Below are 19,108 nucleotides of genomic sequence, written 5' to 3' on the forward strand. Positions count from 1 at the left end.
GCACCTGGCAACTTCTCCACAACCCCCCTTGTGCCGACGCCCCGCGTCGAATAGACCACTGGACGTGAGGGTGATCGGGCTCCACTCCGGCACGTCGGCGGACGCCGTCGACGTGGCGGTCGCCGACCTGTCCCTGGACGGGCCGGTGGTCGTGCTCTCCCCCGTCGAGCACGCGGAACACCCGTTCCCGGACCGGCTGCGGGCGGTCCCGACCGGCGCCGGGGACGTGTGCGCCCTCGACACCGGGCTGGGGCGGCTCTTCGGCCGGATCGCCGCCGGGTACCGGGGCGAGCTGGTCTCGTCACTCGGACAGACCGCGCACCACCGGGTGGAGAGCGGGACCTGCCTCGGCACGCTCCAGCTCGGCGAGCCCGCCTGGATCGCCGAGGCGACCGGCCTCCCGGTGGTCTCCGGCTTCCGCCAGCGCGACGTCGCGGCGGGCGGCCACGGCGCGCCGCTGGCCAGCACGCTCGACGTGCTGTGGCTGGCCGAGTTATCGAAGACCGCCCCGGCCGCCGCGCTGAACCTGGGCGGCATCGCGAACGTCACCCTGGTGCGGCACGGCCACCCGCCGTCCGCCTGCGACACCGGCCCCGGCAACGCGCTCCTGGACGCGGCGGCGCGGCGGATCACCGGAACGCCCTGCGACGTCGACGGCGCGCTCGCCCTGCGCGGCGCCGTCCACCCCGGACTGCTCGACCGGCTGCTGGCCGACCCGCACTACGCGCGCCCCGCGCCGAAGTCCACCGGCAAGGAGCACTTCAACGCAGGCTACCTGGACCGCGCGACCGAGGGCCTCGCGCTCACCCCCGAGGACCTGCTCGCCACCCTGGTCGAGCTGACCGCCCGCACCGCCGCCCGCGCCTGCGCCGACGCGCGCCTGGTCGTGGTCTCCGGCGGCGGCACCCGCAACCCCGCGCTGATGGCGGCCCTGCGCCGCCGCCTGCCGGGGTCCGACGTGCGCCCCAGCGACGACCTCGGCCTGCCCGCCGGGGCCAAGGAGGCGCACCTGACCGCGCTGCTGGGCTTCTTGGCCTGGCACGGCCTTCCGGGCAACGTCCCGGCCGCGACCGGCGCGCGCGGGCCGCGCCCGTTGGGCTCCATCACCCCCGGACGGGCGCCGCTGCGCCTGCCGGAGCCCGCCACCACCCCGGTCACCGGTCTGAGAATCGGAGGAAGCCGTGCGTGCACTTGACCTCGCGATCGTGGTGCTTTTCCTGGTGGGGATGCCGCTGCTGGGCGTGTGGATCGGCGGCAGGCAGCGATCCGCGACCGACTACTTCGTCAGCGAGCGCTCCATCTCGTGGTGGGTGGTGTGCGTCTCGGTGGTCTCCGCGGAGACCTCGACGCTGACCGTGCTGAGCGTGCCGACCGTGGCCTACGGCGGCGGCATGACGTTCCTGTCGCTGGCGTTCGGCTACCTGCTGGGCCGGATCGTGGTGTCGTTCGTGCTGCTGCCGAAGTACGTGGCGGGCGAGCTGGTCACCGCGTACGGGTACCTGGGGCGCCGGTTCGGCTCCGGGCTCCAGGGCGCCGCGTCGGTGACGTTCCTGGTGACCCGGCTGCTCGCGGACGGGCTGCGGCTGTTCGCGACCGCGATCCCGGTGAAGGTCGTGCTGTCGGCGTACGGGGTGAACGCCTCGTACTGGCTGATCGTGGCCGTGCTCGGCGCGGCGATGGTGGTCTACAGCTTCCTGGGCGGGGTGCGCGCGGTCGTGTGGGTCGACGCCATCCAGATGCTCTGGTACGTCCTCGGCGCGGTCGCGGTGATCGTCGTGCTGTCCGGGCGGCTGCCCGGCGACTGGGTCGGGCAGGCCGCCGACGCGGACAAGTTCCAGTTCCTCGACCTGGTAGCCAGCCCGCTGACCAGCCCGTACGCCGCGCTGACCGCGTTCGTGGGCGGCGCGGTGCTGTCCATGGCCTCGCACGGCGCCGACCAGCTCGTGGTGCAGCGGCTGATGGCGACCAAGGACGTGCGGGCGAGCCAGAAGGCGCTCATCGGCAGCGGTGTGGTGGTGCTGCTCCAGTTCGGGCTGTTCCTGGTGATCGGCGTGATGCTGTGGGCCTACTACGAGGGCGCGCACCCGGTGGAGGAGCTCGGGCTCAGCAACGCGGACGAGCTGTTCGCGAGCTTCATCGTCAACGACATGCCGTCCGGGCTGTCCGGGTTCGTCATCGCGGGCATCCTCGCCGCCGCGCTCAGCTCCTCGCTGGGCGCGCTGGCCTCGTCCACGGTCACCGACGTCTACCAGAAGCTCGTGCGCAGGCCGCTGTCCGAGGACGAGGTGCTGCGGCAGGGTCGCCTGTGGACGGTGGTGTGGGCGGTGCTGCTGGCGGTGTTCGCCGGGCTGTTCTCCTCGTTCACCACGCGCGGCAACCCGATCGTCGAGCAGGGGCTGTCGATCGCGGGCTTCACCTACGGGGCGCTGCTCGGGGCGTTCCTGCTGGGGCTGGTGTTCCGCGGGGCGCGGCAGCCGGACGCGATCGCGGCGTTCGCGGTGACCGTGGTGGTGATGGCGTTCGTGATCCTGGGCGTGAAGTTCCGCGGACCCGACCTGGAGCTGACCGTCGACTTCTCGCCCGCGTCGGCGGCGGAGCAGCTGTGGGCCCCCGCGTACCCCTGGTACACCCCGCTCGGGGTGCTGGTGACGCTCGTGGTCGGCGGGCTGCTGTCGCTGCGGCACGGGAGGGCGGGCAGCCGGGTCGGCTGAGTTGGGTCGGCTGAGCCGCGGCGGTCGACGGCGAGGCGGCAGGCGGCGAGGGCGCCCACGGCGAGGGCGCTAGCGGCGAGGCAGCTCGCGGTGATTCAGCTCACAGCGGGGCAGCCCGCGTCGCGCGGTGCGGGACGGCCCGCCCGCGCGCCTCCGGCAGGCGCGGGCGGGCCGGTCCTCGGGGGCGTCACAGCCGGTCGGCACACCCCGACCGGTGCTGGAGCCCGGTGCTCGGGGGAGATCGGGCGGAGGGGGTCCGGTCAGCCCTCGGCGGCGTCCCCGCTCGCCGGGGCGGAGGGCCCGGTCGGTCCGGAGGGCCCGGTCGGTCCGGAGGGCCCGGTCGGTCCGGAGGGCCCGGTCGGCTCGGACGGCCCAAACGGCCCGGTCGGCGCGGTCAAGCCGCGTGGCCCGCGCGGCGGGCGTGGAGGGGTGACTGCTGTCGGAACCCCAGCCGGGTGAACATCCGCTCGGACGCCGCACCGCCCCCGGCGGCGGTGGCGGCGGAGGCCTCGGGGCGCGCCCCGTGCTCCACGGCGAGCTTCCACACGAGCTCGGCGACGAGGGCGCCGCCGATCCCGCGTCCTCGGGCGGAGGGCTCGACGGCCACGTGCTCCACCCGGTACCGCTCCTGCTCCGCCCGACCGGCCGCGTAGCCGAGCACCCGCTCACCGTCGCGCGCCACGACCACCGCGCGCCCGCCGGTCCCCGCCGAGGCGACCAGCCCGGCCCCGGACTCCCCCACCTCGGGGAAGCAGCGCTCGTGCAGCGCCGCGACGGCCGTGCGCACGCCCAGCGCGCCGTCGTCCCCGCGCGCGGGCAGCGCCCCGGTGCCCCAGCCCGCCCCGGCGCCCTGGCAGGCGGCCTCGCTCAGCAGCAGGCCCCGCACGGCGGCGGCGTCGGCGGTGAGCTCCTCGCCCGCGCCGCCCACGGCGAACCCGTGCCTGGCGGCGAACGCGGCGAGCCGCAGGTGCGCGGGACCGCCCCGCACCTCCCGCTCCGCGACGCCCGCCAGCACCGGCTCGACGGCGGCCAGCAGGGCGTCGGCGGTGCTGTCCCAGATCCGGCCGCCCGCCGGGTGGTTGACCGGGACGTCGACGAACGGGCCGTGCAGCACGACCCGGTCGGAGACGGGGTCGACGGCGGCGGTGAGCAGGCCCCGGACGCGGCCACGGCGGTCGGTCGCGACGGCGGAGCCCGCGGGCCAGCCGGGCACGGGGTCCACCAGCAGGTCCAGGTGGTGCGGGCTGTCGGCGGGGAGGCCTGCCAGCAGGTCGAGGGTGTCGTTCAGGTCAGCGGCGACTGCGATTCGGATGTCGTACATGTCTGGCATGGTCACGCGGACACCGACTCGAGCGCGAGGGAGTTTCCGGCATGGCTGGTGGAGCGGGTGGCGGGGCGGTCGACGACGGGGCGGGCGGGCCGGGCGGCGCGCTGACCGGAGCCGACGTGCGGAGCGCGGCCGGGGAGTGCGCGGCGTTCCTGGCCGGGTTCGCGGACCGGGACTGGGCGGTGCCCGTCCCCGGCCTGGACTGGACGGTCGCGCGGACCGCCGCGCACCTGGTGGACTGCCTGCGCTGGTACGCGCTGGACCTCGCGGGCGGCACCGAGGAGCTGGACTGCTGGCTGGAGGCGACCGACGCCACCGCCGACCCCGCGATGCTGGTCAGGGTCGTGCGCGCCCAGTCCGAGGTGCTCGCCGCCACGATCGACGCGGCCCCGCCCGGCCACCGGGGCTGGCACCCGAGCGGCCTTCCCGAGCCCGCCGGGTTCGCCGCGATGGCCTGCGACGAGCTGCTCGTGCACACCTGGGACGCCGGTCGCGGGTTCGGCGCCGAGTTCACCCCGACCGGTCGCCAGGCCGCCGCGACGCTGGCCCGGCTGTTCCCCGCGCACGAGCCGGGAGCGGACGCGTGGCGGGCCCTGCTGTGGGCCAACGGGCGCGTCGAGCTGCCCGGCAGGCCCTCCCAGAGCGGGTGGAAGTGGCACGGCGATCCCTTGACGTGACCCCGGTGGGCTTGCCGCGCGGATGCCGGTGGTAGACCCTCGTGGGGTGAGTGAGGAAACGATCCATCTGGAGTTGAACGACAACGGGGTGGCGGTGGACCTCCCGGTGCCCTCCAACGGTCGGGATCAAGTCCAGGAAGTTCCCTATCGGCCGGTCGAGTTCCGCGACAACGACCTCCCGAGCGCCTTGGAGCGGGCGGCGACGTGGCTGCGGCAGACCCAGGAGTGGCTGGGTGAGGCGGTCGACGTGATCTCGGTCCACCTGGACTACGACGACACCAAGGGCTCGCCCTACTTCAACCTCAAGCTGCTGTGCAACGAGGAAGACCTGGCGGGCGTGCCGAAGGTGCGCAGGGAGCACGGGGAACGCTGATCCGCGTGCGAGCGTGAACCGGCCTCGCGGTGTGCCCGACACGGGCGCACCGCGGGTGCTGCCAGGGGTTGATCGCGTACGGTTCACCCCATGGCAGACCTCGTGTACCCGCCGGTCATCGCGCTCGCGAAGACGTTGTTCCGGGCACTTGACCTGCGCATCGACATCCGGGGCGCGGAGCACGTGCCCACGACGGGCGGTGCGGTCCTGGCGGTGAACCACATCAGCTACCTCGACTTCATCCTGGCGGGCTACGGCGCGCACCCGGCCAAGCGCCTGGTGCGCTTCATGGCGAAGGAAGAGATCTTCCGCAACAAGATCGCCGGCCCGCTGATGCGGGGCATGAAGCACATCTCCGTCGACCGCTCGGCGGGCAAGGAGTCGTACGAGAAGGCGCTCGCGGCGCTGCGCTCGGGCGAGGTCGTGGGGATCTTCCCGGAGGGCACGACCGGCCGGTCGTACGTGGTCAACACGGTCAAGAGCGGCGCGATCCGGCTGGCGCGGGCGGCGGGCGTCCCGCTGATCCCGATGGCGCTCTGGGGCACGCAGCGGCTGCTGGGCAAGGGCACCCCGAGGAACCTGACGCAGCGGCACGTCCCGATCACGATCGAGATCGGCGCGCCGTTCGAGCCCGCCGACGAGACCGAGCTGCGCGCCCGGATGCAGGAGCTGCTGGACAAGGCGCAGCGGGAGTACCCGGACGACGGCGTCGGCCAGTGGTGGCACCCCGCGAACCTGGGCGGCACCGCGCCGACCCCCGAGGAGGTCGCGGTGCTGGAGGCGAAGGCCAGGGAAGCGCGGGAGAAGCGGGCCCAGGAGAAGCGGGACCAGGAGAAGCGGGACCAGGAGAAGCGAGCGCAGGAGAAGCGCGGCTAGCGGGCGTTCCGGGGGCGCCCGGTTCGCGGGCGCCCCGGCTCAGGACGCCTCGCGCCCGCGCAGCCGCTGCGAGATCACCTGGCTGATGCCGTCGCCGCGCATGGACACGCCGTACAGGGCGTCGGCGATCTCCATGGTCGGCTTCTGGTGGGTGATGATCAGCAGCTGCGAGCGCTCCCGCAGCTGCTCGAACAGGCCGATCAGCCGGTGCAGGTTGGTGTCGTCCAGCGCCGCCTCGACCTCGTCCATGACGTAGAACGGCGACGGCCTGGCCCGGAAGATCGCCACCAGCATCGCCACGGCGGCCAGCGACTTCTCCCCGCCGGACAGCAGCGACAGCCGCTTGACCTTCTTGCCGGGCGGGCGGGCCTCCAGCTCGATGCCGGTGGTGAGCATGTCGTCGGGCTCGGTGAGCACCAACCGGCCCTCGCCGCCGGGGAAGAGCACCTCGAACACGACCTGGAACTCCCTGGCCACGTCCTCGTAGGCCAGCGTGAAGACCTCCAGGATCTTGTCGTCGACCTCCTTGACGACGGTCAGCAGGTCGCGGCGGGTGGCCTTGATGTCCTCCAGCTGGTTGGACAGGAACTTGTACCGCTCCTCCAGCGCCGCGAACTCCTCCAGCGCCAGCGGGTTGACCTTGCCCAGCAGCGACAGGTCCCGCTCGGCGCGCTTGGCCCGCCTCGCCTGGGTGTCCCGGTCGTAGGGGATCGGCAGGGGGGCGGTGACCGCCTCGCCGCGCTCCTTGGCCGCCTCGTACTCGGCCAGCTCGCCCGCGGACGGCGGCACGTGCACGTCCGGCCCGTACTCGGCGACCAGGTCGTCCAGCCCGATCCCGAAGTCCTCGGAGATCTTGACCTCCAGCTGCTCGATCCGCAGCCGCTGCTCGGCCCGCAGCACCTCGTCCCGGTGCACCGCGTCGGTGAGCTTCTCCAGTTCGCCGGACATCTCCCGCACCAGCCCGCGCACCTGCCCGAGCAGCGCCTCGTGCCGGGCCCTGCGCTCCTGCGCGGCGTCGCGCTCGCGGGCGGCCCGGTCCAGCGAGACCGCGATCCGCTCCAGCGCGACCTCGCCGCCGCGCACCACGGCGGAGGCGACGACCGCGCCGCGCGCCCGCGCCGCCAGCGCCCGCTGCGCGCGCTCCCGCGTCTCCCGCTCGGCGCGCGCGGCCCGCCGCAGGCCCTCGGCCTTGCCCTGGAGCGCGCGGGCCCGCTCCTCGGCGGTGCGCAGCGCCAGCCGGGCGTCCATCTCGCCCTGCCTGGCGGAGGCCAGCTCGGCGGCGGCCTCGTCGCGCTGGGCGGTGTCGGGCTCGTCGTCCAGCGGCTGCTCCTCGGCGACCAGGAGGCGCTCCTCCAGCTCGGCGAGCTTGAGCAGGTTCTCCTCGCGGGCGGCCTCGACCTTCTCCCGCTGGCCGCGCGCCCGCTCCACCTCGGCCTCGGCGGACCGCACGGCCGCCGCGAGCCGGTTGAGCCGCTCAGACGAGCGGGCCCTGCGGACCTTGGCCTCGTTGAGCTGCTCCTTGAGGGCGGACGCCTCGCCGCGCCGGGCCTGCTGCTCGGCGCGCGCCCCGTCCAGGGCGGGCCCGGAGTGCTCCAGCGCCCGCTCGGCGAGCGCGAGCTTCTCGGACGCCTCGTCCACGGCGGCCTGCACCTCGATGACGCTCTGGCTGCGCCCGGACCCGCCGGTCGCCCAGTCCGACCCGAGCAGGTCGCCCTCGCCGGTGGCCGCCCGCAGCTCCGGGTGCGCCCGCACGAGCGCGTCGGCGGCGGCCAGGTCGGCGACCACGGCGAGCCCGTGCAGCGCGCGGGCCACGGCGGGCCGCAGCGCCTCGGGGGCGCGGACCAGGTCGACGGCCCAGCGCGCGCCGCCCGGCAGCGCGGGCAGCGCGCCGGTGGGCGGCTCGCCGCCGCCGATGACCACGCCCGCGCGCCCGGCGTCCTCGGACTTGAGCAGCTCCAGCGCGGCGAGCGCGTCGTCGCCGGAGGCCACCGCGATCGCGTCCGCGACCGGCCCGAGCGCGGCGGCCAGCGCCACCTCGTTGCCGGGCTCCACGGTCAGCAGCGCCGCGACCGACCCGAGCAGGCCGGGCAGCTGGGACGCGAGCAGCGCGCCCGCCCCGTCCTTGCGGGTGAGCCCGAGCGAGAGGGCGTCCACGCGCGCCTTCCACGAGGCGATGTCCCGCTCGGCCGCGCGCTCGGCCTTGACCAGCTCCTCGACCCGCCGCCGGGCCGCGTCCTCGGCCTCGACGGCGTGCCGGTGCCGCTCCTGGACGCCCGCGTCGTCCTCGTCCTCGCTGTCGGTGCTCTCGCGCGCCTCGGCCAGCTCCTCCTGGGCGACCTCGGACCGTTCGACCGCCTCGGTCAGCGCCACCGACAGCCGCTCGATCTCCTCGGCGGTGGCGTTGGTCTTGGACCGCAGCGCCTCCACCTGCCCGGACAGCCGGGCCAGGCCCTCGCGCCGGTCGGCGATCGCCCGCACGGCCGCCAGGTGCGCCTTCTCGGCGGCGGACACCATCCGCTCCAGCTCGGCGCGCGTCTCGACCGCCTCGGCCAGCCCGACCCGCGCCTCGGTGACGCCCTCCTGGAGCTCCAGCTCCAGCGCGGCGGTCTGCTCGGCCTCGGCCTCCAGCTCCTCCGGGTCGCGCCCGCCCCTGGGCGCGTCCACCGACGCCTTCAGGTGCCGCTCGCGCTCGACGGCCAGCCGGACCGTGCCGCGCAGCCGCTCCTCCAGCGCGGAGAGCCGGTACCAGGTGTCCTGGGCCTGCTGGAGCTTGGGCGCGTCGGCGGACACGACCTCCTCCAGCTCGTTCTGCTGCACCTGCGCCTGCTGGAGCGAGCGCTCGACCTCGGCGCGGCGGGCGCGCGCGGCGGCCTCGTCCTGCTCGTCGCGGGCCAGCGACTCGCGCTGGGTGACCAGGTCGTCGGCGAGCAGGCGCATCCGCGAGTCGCGCAGCTCGGCCTGCACGGTCTGGGCGCGCCGGGCGATCTCGGCCTGCTTGCCCAGCGGCTTGAGCTGGCGGCGCAACTCGGCGGTGAGGTCGGTGAGGCGGGTCAGGTTGGCCTGCATCGCCTCCAGCTTCCGCAGCGCCTTCTCCTTGCGCTTGCGGTGCTTGAGGACGCCCGCGGCCTCCTCGATGAAGGCGCGGCGCTCCTCCGGCTTGGACTCCAGGATCGCGGAGAGCTGGCCCTGGCCGACGATGACGTGCATCTCGCGGCCGATGCCGGAGTCCGACAGCAGCTCCTGGATGTCCATGAGCCTGCACGAGCTGCCGTTGATCTCGTACTCGGTGGCGCCCTCGCGGAACATCCGGCGGGTGATCGACACCTCGGTGTACTCGATGGGCAGCGCGCCGTCGGCGTTGTCGATGGTGAGGGTGACCTCGGCGCGGCCCAGCGGCGCGCGGCCGGAGGTGCCCGCGAAGATGACGTCCTCCATCTTGCCGCCGCGCAGGTCCTTCGCGCCCTGGGTGCCCATCACCCAGCGCAGCGCGTCGAGCACGTTCGACTTGCCGGACCCGTTGGGGCCGACCACGCACGTGATGCCGGGCTCGAAGCGCAGGGTGGTAGCCGAGGCGAAGGACTTGAAGCCCTTCAGCGTCAGGCTCTTGAGGTGCACGCCGCGCACCCTACCCGTGCCCGTCCCCCGGCCGGCGCGAACGGCCTGATCAGGGGCGCACCGAGACGAGCACCCGCATGTCGGCCACGACGTCGACCCGCTCGACGTCGGCCAGCGCGAACGAGGTGGCCCCCGGCACGCGCTCGTGCCGCGCGGGGCCGCTGCCCCACCAGCCCGCGACCTCGGTGCGCCCGGACGTCCCGTGCACCACGAGGCGGCAGCGCGCCCCGTCCGGCGCGCCGTCGAGGGTGAGCAGCAGCTCGGTGCCCCAGTCCCGGCCGACCAGCTCGGCGCGGGCCGCGACGCCGGTGCCCGCGTCGGTCCCGGCCCAGGTCACCGCCGTGCTGGACGCGACGGGGACCGGTCCGCGGTCCTCGCGGGCGAACCAGCCGGGGGTGACCAGGAGCGCGCCCACCAGCAGCACACCGAACAGCGCCGCGGCGGCGGCCACCAGCGGCCAGCGCGGCCCGCGGCGCCCGGCGGTCCGCCCCGCGTCCCGCGCCCGGTCCCCCCGCCCGGCCCGCGTGGCGCGCGAGCCGACCAGCCAGCCGTCCGGCGCCGGGGGCAGCGGGGTGGCCAGCGGCAGCGTGGTCCTGGCCGAGATCCGGGCGCTCCTGGGCACCGCGGGCGGCGGCTGCGGCGGCAGCTCGGGCAGCGGGGCCAGCTCGGGCGACGGGTCGGGGTCGGTGAACGGCTGCTCCAGGTCGAGCAGCGTGACCTGGCCGAGCAGCCCCGGCAGCGGGGCGAGGCGCAGCAGCTCCCGCCTGCACGGCGGGCAGGCGCGCAGGTGCCGCTCGAACGCGCCGCGCTCGACCGGGTCGAGCGAGCCGAGCAGGTAGACGCCCAGGTCCGTGCTGCGGAAGCAGGTCATCACGGCTCGGTCACCCCGCGCTCGGCCAGCGCGTCGCGCAGCGCCCGCAGCCCGTAGAAGCAGCGGGACTTGACCGCGCCCTGCGGGATGCCGAGCGCGGCGGCGGCCTCGGCGACGGTGCGCCTGCGGTAGTGCAGCTCGACGACGGCGTCGCGGTGGTCGCGGCTCAGCCCGCGCAGCGCCTCGGCGACCTGCCAGCCCTGGAGCGCGTGGTCGACGGCGTCGACCTCGGACGGCGGCTCCTCGGGCCGCTCACCCCCCGCGCGCCGGAACCCGGACGCCACCAGCGCGCGGGCCACCGCGTACAGCCACGGTCCGGCCTCCTCGGGGGTGCGGACGTCCGCGCTGCCCCGCGCCCTGCGCAGGGTCTCCTGGACGACGTCCTCGGCGTACCGGTGGTCCCCCCCGACCAGGCGCAGGACGTAGCCGCGCAGCGGGCCGCGCCAGCGGCCGTAGAGCTGCCTGACGACATCTTCCCCGCGGTCCACAGCGGTAACTACGGCCGCCGGGGGTGTCCCCGTTCAACGCTCCGCGAAACCCGTCAGCCCACCGCGCGGCGACGACCAGCGCTCCACGACCACGTCGACCCGGCCGGGCGCGCCCCCGGAGCGCAGCGCGGCGAGCAGCGCGCGGCACGCCTCCTCCGGCCCCTCGGCGTTGACCTCGACGCGGCCGTCGCGCAGGTTGGACGCGCTCCCCACCAGGCCGAGCTCCAGCGCGCGGGCCCTGGTCCACCACCGGAACCCGACGCCCTGCACGTGCCCCCTGACCCATGCGGTCATCCGCACCGCGGACTCCGCTCCAGACATGCCTTCCACCCCGGTATTTCACCCGATGGTGATACGGTGCGCGACCGTGAGCGCGCGGAGCGGGAAGAGGTCCGCCATCGGCGGGCTCCTCGGCCTGCTGCTCGGCGCGGCGGGCGTCGGCTCCATCGCCCTCCTCGTCGGCCTGACCGCCTCGACGACGTCCCAGCAGGACCCGCCGCCGGGCGCGCCCCGGTCCGGTCCCGGTCCGGGTCCCGGTTCCTCGGGCGCTCCCGACGGGCCCCGGTCGACCACCGCCACGACCAGCGGGCTTGCCCCGGACTCCCCGGCACCGGCAAGCTCGTCGCCGACGTCCCCCCAGGACCCGCCGCCGCTGGACGTGGTGCAGGCCGACCGGGTCGTGCGGCTGGTCAACCAGGCGCGCGGCGCGGCGGGGTGCGCGGCGCTGGGCGTGGACGACCGGGTGGTCACCGCCGCCAGGGCGCACAGCGCGGACATGGCGAGCCGGGGCTACTTCGCGCACACCAGTCCGGAGGGTGTGGACTTCGCCACCCGGATGCGCGAAGCGGGCTATCCGCGACCCGCCGGTGAGAACATCGCCATGGGCCAGCGGAGCGCGGAGGACGTCGTGGGCGCGTGGTTGGACTCCGAGGGGCACCGTCGGAACATCCTCGACTGCTCGTTCACCACCACCGGTGTCGGTCTGGACACCCGTGGCTGGTACTGGACCCAGAACTTCGGCCGTTGACCTAGGGAGACCGAGTGACCGACGACGGGCTTTACGAGTCGCCCGAGCCCGAGCAGAGCTCTCGCGCGCGGCGCCTGTCGCCCCACCTGCTGCTGGCGGCGTCCGGCGTCGTCGTGGCGACCATCTTCGGGGCGGTGGCCGCGATCGCGGGCCCGTCGTCGAGCGACGAGGCCACCACGCCGATCGGCGTTCAGCTGGACACGCCCCCGACCGGCCGGACGTCGACGCCCACGTCGGCGCCCGAGTCCGGGTCCGAGTCCGCTGGGTCTTCTTCGGAGGCCCCCAGCTCCACGCCGCAGTCGGCGGAGAGCAGCGCCGCGCCGACCACGACGACGCAGCGCGTCCGGGTGACGACGGTGACCAGGGCGGACGGGACGACCACCACGACGACGGTGAACGAGGAACCGCAGCCGCCCAAGCCGAACAACCCGAACCCCAACCCGAATCCCAACCCGAACCCGAACCCCAACCCCGGCGGCACGACGACCACGACGAAGCCGCCCGTGGAGCCCCCGGTCACCACGACCTCGGCGGAGCAGCCCCCCACCTCCGGTTCGGGGACCCCGCCCACCTCGGGCAACTGACCCGACGCGGGACGCGCAGTAACCGCGCCATCACCCACAGGTGGCGGTAAACGGCACGAAGGCGTGGACCACGGCCCGCACCGATCCGGTGCGGGCCGTCGCGCGCCGATAACCCGGACGCCCGACCTTCGGTTCAAGGTCTCTCCAGGGAGTTCGCGTGTTCGAGCAAGAGTCCGTCGTGGCCGCGAGGCGCAGGTTCTCGCCGCTGGTCCTGCTGTCCGCGGCGGGGGCCGTGGTGGCGGCGGCGGTGGCGGGTGTCGGCGCCGCGCTGGTGCCGGACGGCGAGCCGGAGACGCCGCGACCCCTTGAGGCGCAGGCCGAGGCGACCACCGGGAGCGCGCCCGCGAGGCCGACGTCCGAGTCGACGGCCGCGGCGCCCACCCAGCTCAGGGCGGCGGCCACGACGACCACGACCCGCCGCCCGGACGCGCGCCACGAGGACCGCCCCACGCGCGGCGACGAGCCGACGGCGGCCAGGTCGGAGTCCCCGGAGGAGCCGGACGAGCCGGTGGCGCTCCCGACCACCACGACCCGCCAGTCCCCGACGACCACCACGACGGCGCCGCCGGTGGTGACGACGACGCCGGAGGACGAGGCCCCGGACCCGACCACCACCGCCCCGACCACCACCAGGCCACCCCGCCCGTGACCGCGGGGGTGGGCGGGTGGCTGGGCGAGCCCGCAGGGCGGGCGCCCCACACCACCGAGCCCACCCGACGGGGCCGGTCCACGCACACCCCCGGCCGCCCCAGCCGCTTCGGCCACGCCGGTCGGACGAGCAGCCTCGGCTGCACCGGTCGCCCCAGCCGCTTCGGCCGCCACACCAGTGGCCCACCGGTCGCTGTCCCAGCCGCACCGATCCCCGACCCGGCCCGACCCGGTCATCCACCAGCCGCTTCGGCCGCCACACCAGCGACCCACCCGCCGCTGTCCAGCCGCACCGATCCCCGTCCTGGCCCGCCCCGGTCACCCACCAGCCGCACCGGTCGCCCCAGCCGCTTCGGCCGCCACACCAGCGGCTCACCGGCCACTGTCCGGCCGCACCGATCCCCGCCCCCACCCCGGTCGTCCACCGGCCACCCCGGTCGCCGCTCCTGTCCTCCCACCAACACCCGAGCCGTCCCGCCCCCGGAGGTCCCGCTCCCGCCGCCGTGCCCGCGTCGAACTCCACCCCGCTCCCCCGCAGCCCTTCGGGGAGCCCGTTCCGGCCTCCCCGGCCGTCCGGGCGCGCGGAAACCCGTCAGCGGGCCGACGAGGCGGCCGGAACGGCGTCCGGTGCGGGCGCGGGGCGGTTCCGGGGGCCGGGCGGGCTGTGCCCGAGCTCACTGTCACCTCTCGCGCCCCCGTCTCGCTCCTCCCGTGGCTGACGTCGTGTGGCTGACGCCTCGTGGTCGACGTCGAGAGGAGACGGTGATGTCCGAGCGAGTTGTGGTGCTGGGGGCCGGTTACGCGGGTCTGGCCGCGGCCAAGCTGGCGGCCCGGTGGACCGGCGCGCGGGTGACGCTCGTCAACGAGCGCGACCGCTTCGTGCAGCGGGTCCGGCTGCACCAGCTGGCTGCGGGCCGGCCCGAGCGGCGGCTCCCGCTGCGGGACCTGCTGGCCGGGGCCGGCGTCGAGCTGGTCGTGGGCCGGGCGGAGGCGATCGACCTGGGGGCGCGCGAGGTGCGCGTGGGCGACCGCGCGCTGCCCTACGACCGCCTGGTCTACGCCCTGGGCAGCGGCGCCGACCTGGGGTCGACGCCGGGCGTGGCCGAGCACGCCCACTCGGTGGCCGACGCCGAGTCCGCCGAGCGCCTGCACCGCGCCCTGTCGGGCGGGGGCTCGGGGGCGCGGGGAGGCCGGCGGTCCGTCGTGGTCGTCGGCGGCGGGCTGACCGGCGTGGAGACCGCCGCCGAACTGGCCGAGGCCGGGCACTCCGTGGCGCTGCTGTCGTCGGGCGCGGTGGGCGCGGGCCTGTCCCCGAAGGCGGTGCGGCACCTGCACCGGGCGTTCGCGCGGCTGGGCGTGCGGGTGCGGGAGGGCTGCCGGGTCGAGTCGGTGGACGCGCGGGGCGTGCGGGTCGACGGGGTGCGCGAGGCGGCGGACGCGGTCGTCTGGACGGCGGGCTTCCGGGTGCCGCCGCTGGCCCGCGAGTCGGGCCTGGCGGTGGACGCCTCGGGCAGGCTCCTGGTCGACGGCGCGATGCGCTCGACCTCGCACCCGGAGGTGATCGGCGTCGGCGACGCGGCGGCGATGCGCAGGGCGGACGGCCAGGAGATGCGCATGGCCTGTGCGACGGCGGGCCCGAACGCCCAGCGCGCGATCCGGGCGCTGGCCCAGGAGCTGGCGGGCGCCGAGCCCACCCCGACCCGCTTCCGCTACGTCGGCCAGTGCGTCAGCCTGGGCAGGCGCGACGCCGTGCTCCAGTTCACGCACCCGGACGACACCCCGCGCGACCTGGTCCTGACCGGCCGCGCGGCGGCGCTGGCCAAGGAGGCGATCATCGCCTACACCGTCGCCTTCCAGCGCCGCCCGACCCTCCCCAGCGGAGCCTGACCGCCCCGGCGCGACCACCCGCGGGCACCGCCGGACGCCGCGCGCAGGCACCCGGCCGCCCCACCCGCCGGGTTGTTCACCAATCCCCCCGGTGAACACCCGGTCAGGGCTCGAACCGGTACCCCATCCCCGGTTCGGTCACCAGGTGCCGGGGCCTGGACGGCTCGGGCTCGAGCTTCCTCCGCAGCTGCGCCAGGTAGACCCGCAGGTAGTGGGTCTCCTTGGCGTACGCGGGCCCCCACACCTCCTGCAGCAGCTGCCGCTGCGCGACGAGCTTGCCCGGATTGCGCACCAGCACCTCCAGCAGCCCCCACTCGGTCGGCGTCAGGTGCACCTCGGCGCCCTCCCGGTGCACCTTCTTCGCGACCAGGTCCACCGTGAACGCCCCCGTCCGCACCACCGCCTCGCCGGCGTCGGCGGGCGCGGCGGAGCGGCGGACGGCCGCGCGGAGCCTGGCCAGCAGCTCGTCCATGCCGAACGGCTTGGTCACGTAGTCGTCGGCCCCCGCGTCGAGCGCCTCGACCTTGTCGGTCGAGTCGACGCGCGCGGAGAGCACGATGATCGGCACGGTCGTCCACCCGCGCAGCCCGGCGATCACCTCGGTCCCGTCGACGTCGGGCAGCCCGAGGTCGAGCACCACCACGTCCGGCTTGCCCTCGGCGGCGGCCCTGAGCGCGGCGGCGCCGTCGTGGGCGGTGAGCACCTGGTAGCCGCGGGCGGACAGGTTGATCCGGAGCGCCCGGACGATCTGCGGCTCGTCGTCGACCACCAGCACCTTCGTCATGCGACCCTCCTCGCGCGGCGGGGTGGGCGCGCGGTCCGCCTGCCCACGTCCATTGTGCGCGTTCGGGTGAAGGCGCCACGCCGATGCGATCTTCCTCGGACAACCTCACCCGAAAGTGTGGCATTGACGGAACCTTGACGCACTCAGACGATGCATTTACGCAAGATTGACGGGTGTCTCGCCGCACTGGTGCGGATAAGGGCGAGTACATACGGGTGTGAATAGTTGGTAGCTATGGACATCGGTCCTTCTTCAGTGCGAATGTCCTGACCGGATTAGGACAAGTGCTCACCGTGGGTGAGCCGCGGGGAGGCATTCCATGACCGCCAGTGTGACCAATCAGGACGCCTTACAACTCGTGGTCGCGGTGCACCGCCTGGTGCGGAGCCTGCGGCAGTCGGCGTCGGTGCGCAGGCTCCAGCCGACCCAGCTGCTGGTGCTGGCCGAGCTGTCGAACCACGGGCCGATGCGCATCGGCGAGATCGCGGTGCGCGCGCTCTGCTCCCAACCGACCGCGACAACCGTGGTGACCGGCCTGGAGTCGAACGGTCTCGTCCGCCGCGAGGCCGACCCGGCCGACGGCAGGGCGACGATCGTGGTGCTGACCGGCGCGGGCCGGGAAACGGTGCTGTCGATGGCGCACGGCGAGGCCGAGCTGCTGTCGGAACGGCTCTCGGCGCTGTCGCCGGAGGAGCAGCACCGGGTCCGCGCGGTGACGCCGCTGCTGCGCAGGCTCGCCGACCGGTGACGTCGACGGGGCCGACCAGGCCGCCGAGGCGCACGCGCCCACCGGGCCCGGCCGGGCCCGCGCGGCCCGCGCGCCCGCCGGGTCGGGCGGACCAGCCGGGCTGATCGGACAGGTGCGGCGCCCCCGCCGGGGACGGGGGCGCGCGGGAAGGTGGGGCCGCCTGCGGGGAGGCGGCGTCCCTCATCCGGGTTAACTCAACCGTGCGTCACACCAAAGAGTGAAATATGTGAAAGCGCACGGAGAACCGCACGAAGAAAAGGAAAAGGATTTCCCGAATCGAATCAGGCGGGCGCCGACCGGGCGATCGGGCCGCCGACGAACCGCGAACTCCCCTAACGGGCGGCGGTCTTGGCGTCCCTCGGCCGGGGCTGGCACCGGGGGCACGAGTACGAGGAGCGGTTCATGAACGGCTCCCGCACGATCGCCGTCCCGCACCGCGCGCACGGCCGGTCCTCCTGCCCGTACACCGCGAGCGACCGGTCGAAGTACCCCGACTGCCCGTTCACGTTGACGTACAGCGCGTCGAACGACGTCCCGCCCTGCCCGAGCGCCTCCAGCATCACCTGCGTGGCGTGCCCGAGCAGCTCGGCGGTCTTGGCGGTGGTCAGCTTGGCCGTGGGCCGCAGCCCGTGCAGCCTGGCGCGCCACAGCGACTCGTCGGCGTAGATGTTCCCGACCCCGGACACGAGCGTCTGGTCGAGCAGCGCCCGCTTCACGTCCGTCTTCCGCGACCGCAGCGCCCGCACGGCCGCGTCGGCGTCGAACTCCGGGTCCATCGGGTCGCGGGCGATGTGCGAGACCTGCCGGGGCAGCCAGGTCCCGTCGACCTCCACCAGCTCGTCCAGCGCGAGCCCGCCGAACGTCCGCTGGTCCACGAACCGCAGCTCAGGGCCGTCGTCCTCGAACACGACCCGGACCCGCAGGTGCTTCTCGTCGGGCGCCCCGACCGGCTGGACGAGCATCTGCCCGCTCATCCCGAGGTGCGCGAGCACCGCCTCGCCGCCGGACAGGTCGACCCACAGGTACTTGCCGCGCCTGCGCGCCGCGTCCATGCGCTGCCCGGTCAGCCGAACGGCGAAATCCGCCGCCCCCGGAAGGTGGCGGCGGATCGCTCGGGCGTGCAGCACCTCGACGGAGGCGACGGTGCGGCCGGTGACGTGCTCGTGCAGCCCTCGGCGGACCACTTCGACTTCGGGCAGCTCGGGCACGTGCGGTGATCAGTCCTCGGTGGTGCCCGCGGCGGCGTGCTCCGCGGTCTCGGCGCGGGCGGCGACCTCGCGCTCCAGCTCCTCCAGCAGTTCGAAGGCCGCGGCCTGCGGCTTCGTCGGCTTGAGCATCCAGCCGCCCGCCTGCGCGGTGTCGCGCACGAGGACGAGGCCCTGGATGCCGCCGCTGCGGGCGGCGCTGAGCGGACGGGAGGTGTGGCCGCGGTGGTGGGCGCGCCTGCTCCGGACGTTCGTGGCGTACATGTCGGCGTCAGTCTTCCTGGTCGGGTGAAGTCCGCTAGTTCGCCGAGCCCTGGCCGTTCTGCTCCGCGCCGTCGGCCGCGTCCTCGCCGTCGTCTGCCTTGTCGGACAGGACGCGCCAAGCGGCCTCGGCCGCCTTCTGCTCGGCTTCCTTCTTGGTGCGGCCGTCGCCTGAACCGTGGGGCTTGCCACCGACGTACACCGTCGCGGTGAACTCCTTGCGGTGGTCCGGCCCCTGGTCGTCCACCCGGTACTCGGGGACGCCCAGCCCTGACGAGGCGGTCAGCTCCTGCAAGCTGGTCTTCCAGTCCAGACCCGCGCCCCGCAGCGGCGCCTCGGCCAGCAGCGGGTCGAACAGGTGGTGGACCAGTTGACGTGCGGTGTCTATCCCGAACTGCAGGTACACCGCTCCGATGACGGCTTCGAGGCCGTCGGCGAGAATGCTCGCCTTGTCCCTGCCCCCGGTGAGCTCCTCGCCGCGGCCGAGCAGCAGGTGACCGCCGAGCCCGTCCGCGCCGAGCCCGCGGGCGACGCCCGCGAGCGCGTGCATGTTGACCACGCTGGCCCGCAGCTTCGCCAACTGCCCCTCGGGGCGGTCGGGGTGCGCGCGGTACAGGTGGTCCGTCACGACGAGCCCGAGCACCGCGTCGCCCAGGAACTCCAACCGCTCGTTCGGCGGCAGGCCGCCGTTCTCGTACGCGTACGAGCGGTGGGTCAGGGCGAGCGTGAGCAGCTCGGCGTCCAGGGGGACGCCGAGCGCTTCAAGCAGCGGGGTGCGGTCGACGGATCGACCGCGCGACGACCTACCCCCCATGGTGCCGTACTACCTTCGCCAGGGAGATCAGGCCGGCTGGACGACCTGGCGGCCGTCGTACTGACCGCAGGTCGGGCAGGCCACGTGCTGGGGCTTCGGCTGGCGGCAGGCCTTGTTGGAGCAGGCCACCAGGTGCACGGCGGCGGTCTTCCACTGAGCGCGGCGCGAGCGCGTGTTCGAGCGCGACATCTTCCGCTTCGGGACGGCCACGA

The 19,108-nt window shown here is 75.0% G+C and carries 20 protein-coding genes; 10 read left to right on the forward strand and 10 right to left on the reverse strand.

All coding sequences use genetic code 11. The features are described 5' to 3' along the window. Window positions 1-70: 70 nt before the first annotated feature. Both CNX65_RS29190 and CNX65_RS29195 read left to right on the forward strand, forming a co-directional pair. Window positions 71-1,195, forward strand: coding sequence for an anhydro-N-acetylmuramic acid kinase (locus tag CNX65_RS29190; RefSeq protein WP_177154458.1), 1,125 nt, complete (start codon window positions 71-73; stop codon window positions 1,193-1,195). Further along, the gene (locus tag CNX65_RS29195) at window positions 1,182-2,711 is read left to right on the forward strand and encodes a sodium:solute symporter (protein ID WP_096496613.1); all 1,530 of its coding nucleotides are present in this window, start codon (window positions 1,182-1,184) and stop codon (window positions 2,709-2,711) included. Before CNX65_RS29190 ends, CNX65_RS29195 begins: the two co-directional genes overlap by 14 nt. A 394-nt stretch (window positions 2,712-3,105) precedes the next feature. Here the strand turns inward: CNX65_RS29195 and CNX65_RS36480 are convergent, their stop codons facing one another. Further along, window positions 3,106-4,032 carry a GNAT family N-acetyltransferase gene (locus tag CNX65_RS36480; RefSeq protein WP_198320566.1) on the reverse strand — a complete coding sequence of 309 codons (927 nt, stop codon included), beginning with the start codon at window positions 4,030-4,032 and terminating at the stop codon, window positions 3,106-3,108. Between the two features lie 50 nt (window positions 4,033-4,082). Between CNX65_RS36480 and CNX65_RS29210 the strand changes: the two genes are divergently transcribed. The 3 genes from CNX65_RS29210 (at window position 4,083) to CNX65_RS29220 (ending at window position 5,964) form a co-directional block, all read left to right on the forward strand. Continuing rightward, window positions 4,083-4,715 (forward strand): maleylpyruvate isomerase N-terminal domain-containing protein, encoded by a 633-nt coding sequence (locus tag CNX65_RS29210; RefSeq protein WP_096496615.1) that lies wholly within the window; start codon window positions 4,083-4,085, stop codon window positions 4,713-4,715. 46 nt (window positions 4,716-4,761) lie between these two features. Next, window positions 4,762-5,088: a hypothetical protein gene (locus CNX65_RS29215; RefSeq protein WP_041837118.1), complete on the forward strand. Its 327-nt coding sequence runs from the start codon at window positions 4,762-4,764 to the stop codon at window positions 5,086-5,088. Between the two features lie 90 nt (window positions 5,089-5,178). After that, complete coding sequence (locus CNX65_RS29220; protein ID WP_096496616.1) at window positions 5,179-5,964, forward strand: lysophospholipid acyltransferase family protein; 786 nt, start codon at window positions 5,179-5,181, stop codon at window positions 5,962-5,964. Window positions 5,965-6,003: 39 nt separating this feature from the next. Here CNX65_RS29220 and smc read toward each other — a convergent pair whose 3' ends face one another. The 4 genes from smc to CNX65_RS29240 are packed head-to-tail and all read right to left on the reverse strand — an operon-like array spanning window position 6,004 to window position 11,259. Next, window positions 6,004-9,579: a chromosome segregation protein SMC gene (gene smc / locus CNX65_RS29225; protein WP_096498062.1), complete on the reverse strand. Its 3,576-nt coding sequence runs from the start codon at window positions 9,577-9,579 to the stop codon at window positions 6,004-6,006. Between the two features lie 49 nt (window positions 9,580-9,628). Next, complete coding sequence (locus tag CNX65_RS29230) at window positions 9,629-10,450, reverse strand: zf-HC2 domain-containing protein (RefSeq protein WP_096496617.1); 822 nt, start codon at window positions 10,448-10,450, stop codon at window positions 9,629-9,631. Continuing rightward, entirely contained in the window at window positions 10,450-10,938 is a 489-nt protein-coding gene (locus CNX65_RS29235) for a sigma factor-like helix-turn-helix DNA-binding protein (protein ID WP_096496618.1), read from the reverse strand. The genes CNX65_RS29230 and CNX65_RS29235 overlap by 1 nt, the downstream gene beginning before the upstream one ends. A gap of 33 nt (window positions 10,939-10,971) precedes the next feature. Further along, complete coding sequence (locus CNX65_RS29240; RefSeq protein ID WP_096496619.1) at window positions 10,972-11,259, reverse strand: acylphosphatase; 288 nt, start codon at window positions 11,257-11,259, stop codon at window positions 10,972-10,974. 46 nt (window positions 11,260-11,305) lie between these two features. On the opposite strand from CNX65_RS29240, the gene CNX65_RS29245 reads away from it, so the two are divergent. The 4 genes from CNX65_RS29245 (at window position 11,306) to CNX65_RS29260 (ending at window position 15,084) form a co-directional block, all read left to right on the forward strand. Further along, the gene (locus CNX65_RS29245) at window positions 11,306-11,965 is read left to right on the forward strand and encodes a CAP domain-containing protein (protein ID WP_232520054.1); all 660 of its coding nucleotides are present in this window, start codon (window positions 11,306-11,308) and stop codon (window positions 11,963-11,965) included. Window positions 11,966-11,979: 14 nt separating this feature from the next. Then, window positions 11,980-12,549, forward strand: a complete 570-nt coding sequence (locus CNX65_RS35815) for a hypothetical protein (protein ID WP_157767894.1) — start codon at window positions 11,980-11,982, stop codon at window positions 12,547-12,549. 157 nt (window positions 12,550-12,706) lie between these two features. Then, window positions 12,707-13,198, forward strand: coding sequence for a hypothetical protein (locus tag CNX65_RS29255; RefSeq protein WP_096496622.1), 492 nt, complete (start codon window positions 12,707-12,709; stop codon window positions 13,196-13,198). Between the two features lie 764 nt (window positions 13,199-13,962). Next, window positions 13,963-15,084 (forward strand): NAD(P)/FAD-dependent oxidoreductase, encoded by a 1,122-nt coding sequence (locus tag CNX65_RS29260; protein WP_096496623.1) that lies wholly within the window; start codon window positions 13,963-13,965, stop codon window positions 15,082-15,084. 103 nt (window positions 15,085-15,187) lie between these two features. Here CNX65_RS29260 and CNX65_RS29265 read toward each other — a convergent pair whose 3' ends face one another. Continuing rightward, on the reverse strand, window positions 15,188-15,868 hold the full coding sequence (locus CNX65_RS29265) for a response regulator (RefSeq protein ID WP_096496624.1): 681 nt from the start codon (window positions 15,866-15,868) through the stop codon (window positions 15,188-15,190). Window positions 15,869-16,187: 319 nt separating this feature from the next. On the opposite strand from CNX65_RS29265, the gene CNX65_RS29270 reads away from it, so the two are divergent. After that, window positions 16,188-16,616, forward strand: a complete 429-nt coding sequence (locus tag CNX65_RS29270; protein WP_015804654.1) for a MarR family winged helix-turn-helix transcriptional regulator — start codon at window positions 16,188-16,190, stop codon at window positions 16,614-16,616. Window positions 16,617-16,948: 332 nt separating this feature from the next. Here CNX65_RS29270 and mutM read toward each other — a convergent pair whose 3' ends face one another. The 4 genes from mutM to rpmF are packed head-to-tail and all read right to left on the reverse strand — an operon-like array spanning window position 16,949 to window position 19,106. Then, entirely contained in the window at window positions 16,949-17,824 is an 876-nt protein-coding gene (gene mutM / locus CNX65_RS29275) for a bifunctional DNA-formamidopyrimidine glycosylase/DNA-(apurinic or apyrimidinic site) lyase (protein WP_096496625.1), read from the reverse strand. Window positions 17,825-17,833: 9 nt separating this feature from the next. Beyond that, window positions 17,834-18,085, reverse strand: coding sequence for a hypothetical protein (locus CNX65_RS29280; protein WP_096496626.1), 252 nt, complete (start codon window positions 18,083-18,085; stop codon window positions 17,834-17,836). 34 nt (window positions 18,086-18,119) lie between these two features. After that, window positions 18,120-18,896, reverse strand: a complete 777-nt coding sequence (rnc, locus tag CNX65_RS29285) for a ribonuclease III (RefSeq protein ID WP_096496627.1) — start codon at window positions 18,894-18,896, stop codon at window positions 18,120-18,122. 27 nt (window positions 18,897-18,923) lie between these two features. After that, complete coding sequence (gene rpmF / locus CNX65_RS29290) at window positions 18,924-19,106, reverse strand: 50S ribosomal protein L32 (RefSeq protein ID WP_015804658.1); 183 nt, start codon at window positions 19,104-19,106, stop codon at window positions 18,924-18,926. Window positions 19,107-19,108: the final 2 nt, after the last annotated feature.

The organism is Actinosynnema pretiosum, from assembly GCF_002354875.1.
GTDB classification, from domain to species: Bacteria; Actinomycetota; Actinomycetes; order Mycobacteriales; family Pseudonocardiaceae; genus Actinosynnema; species Actinosynnema auranticum.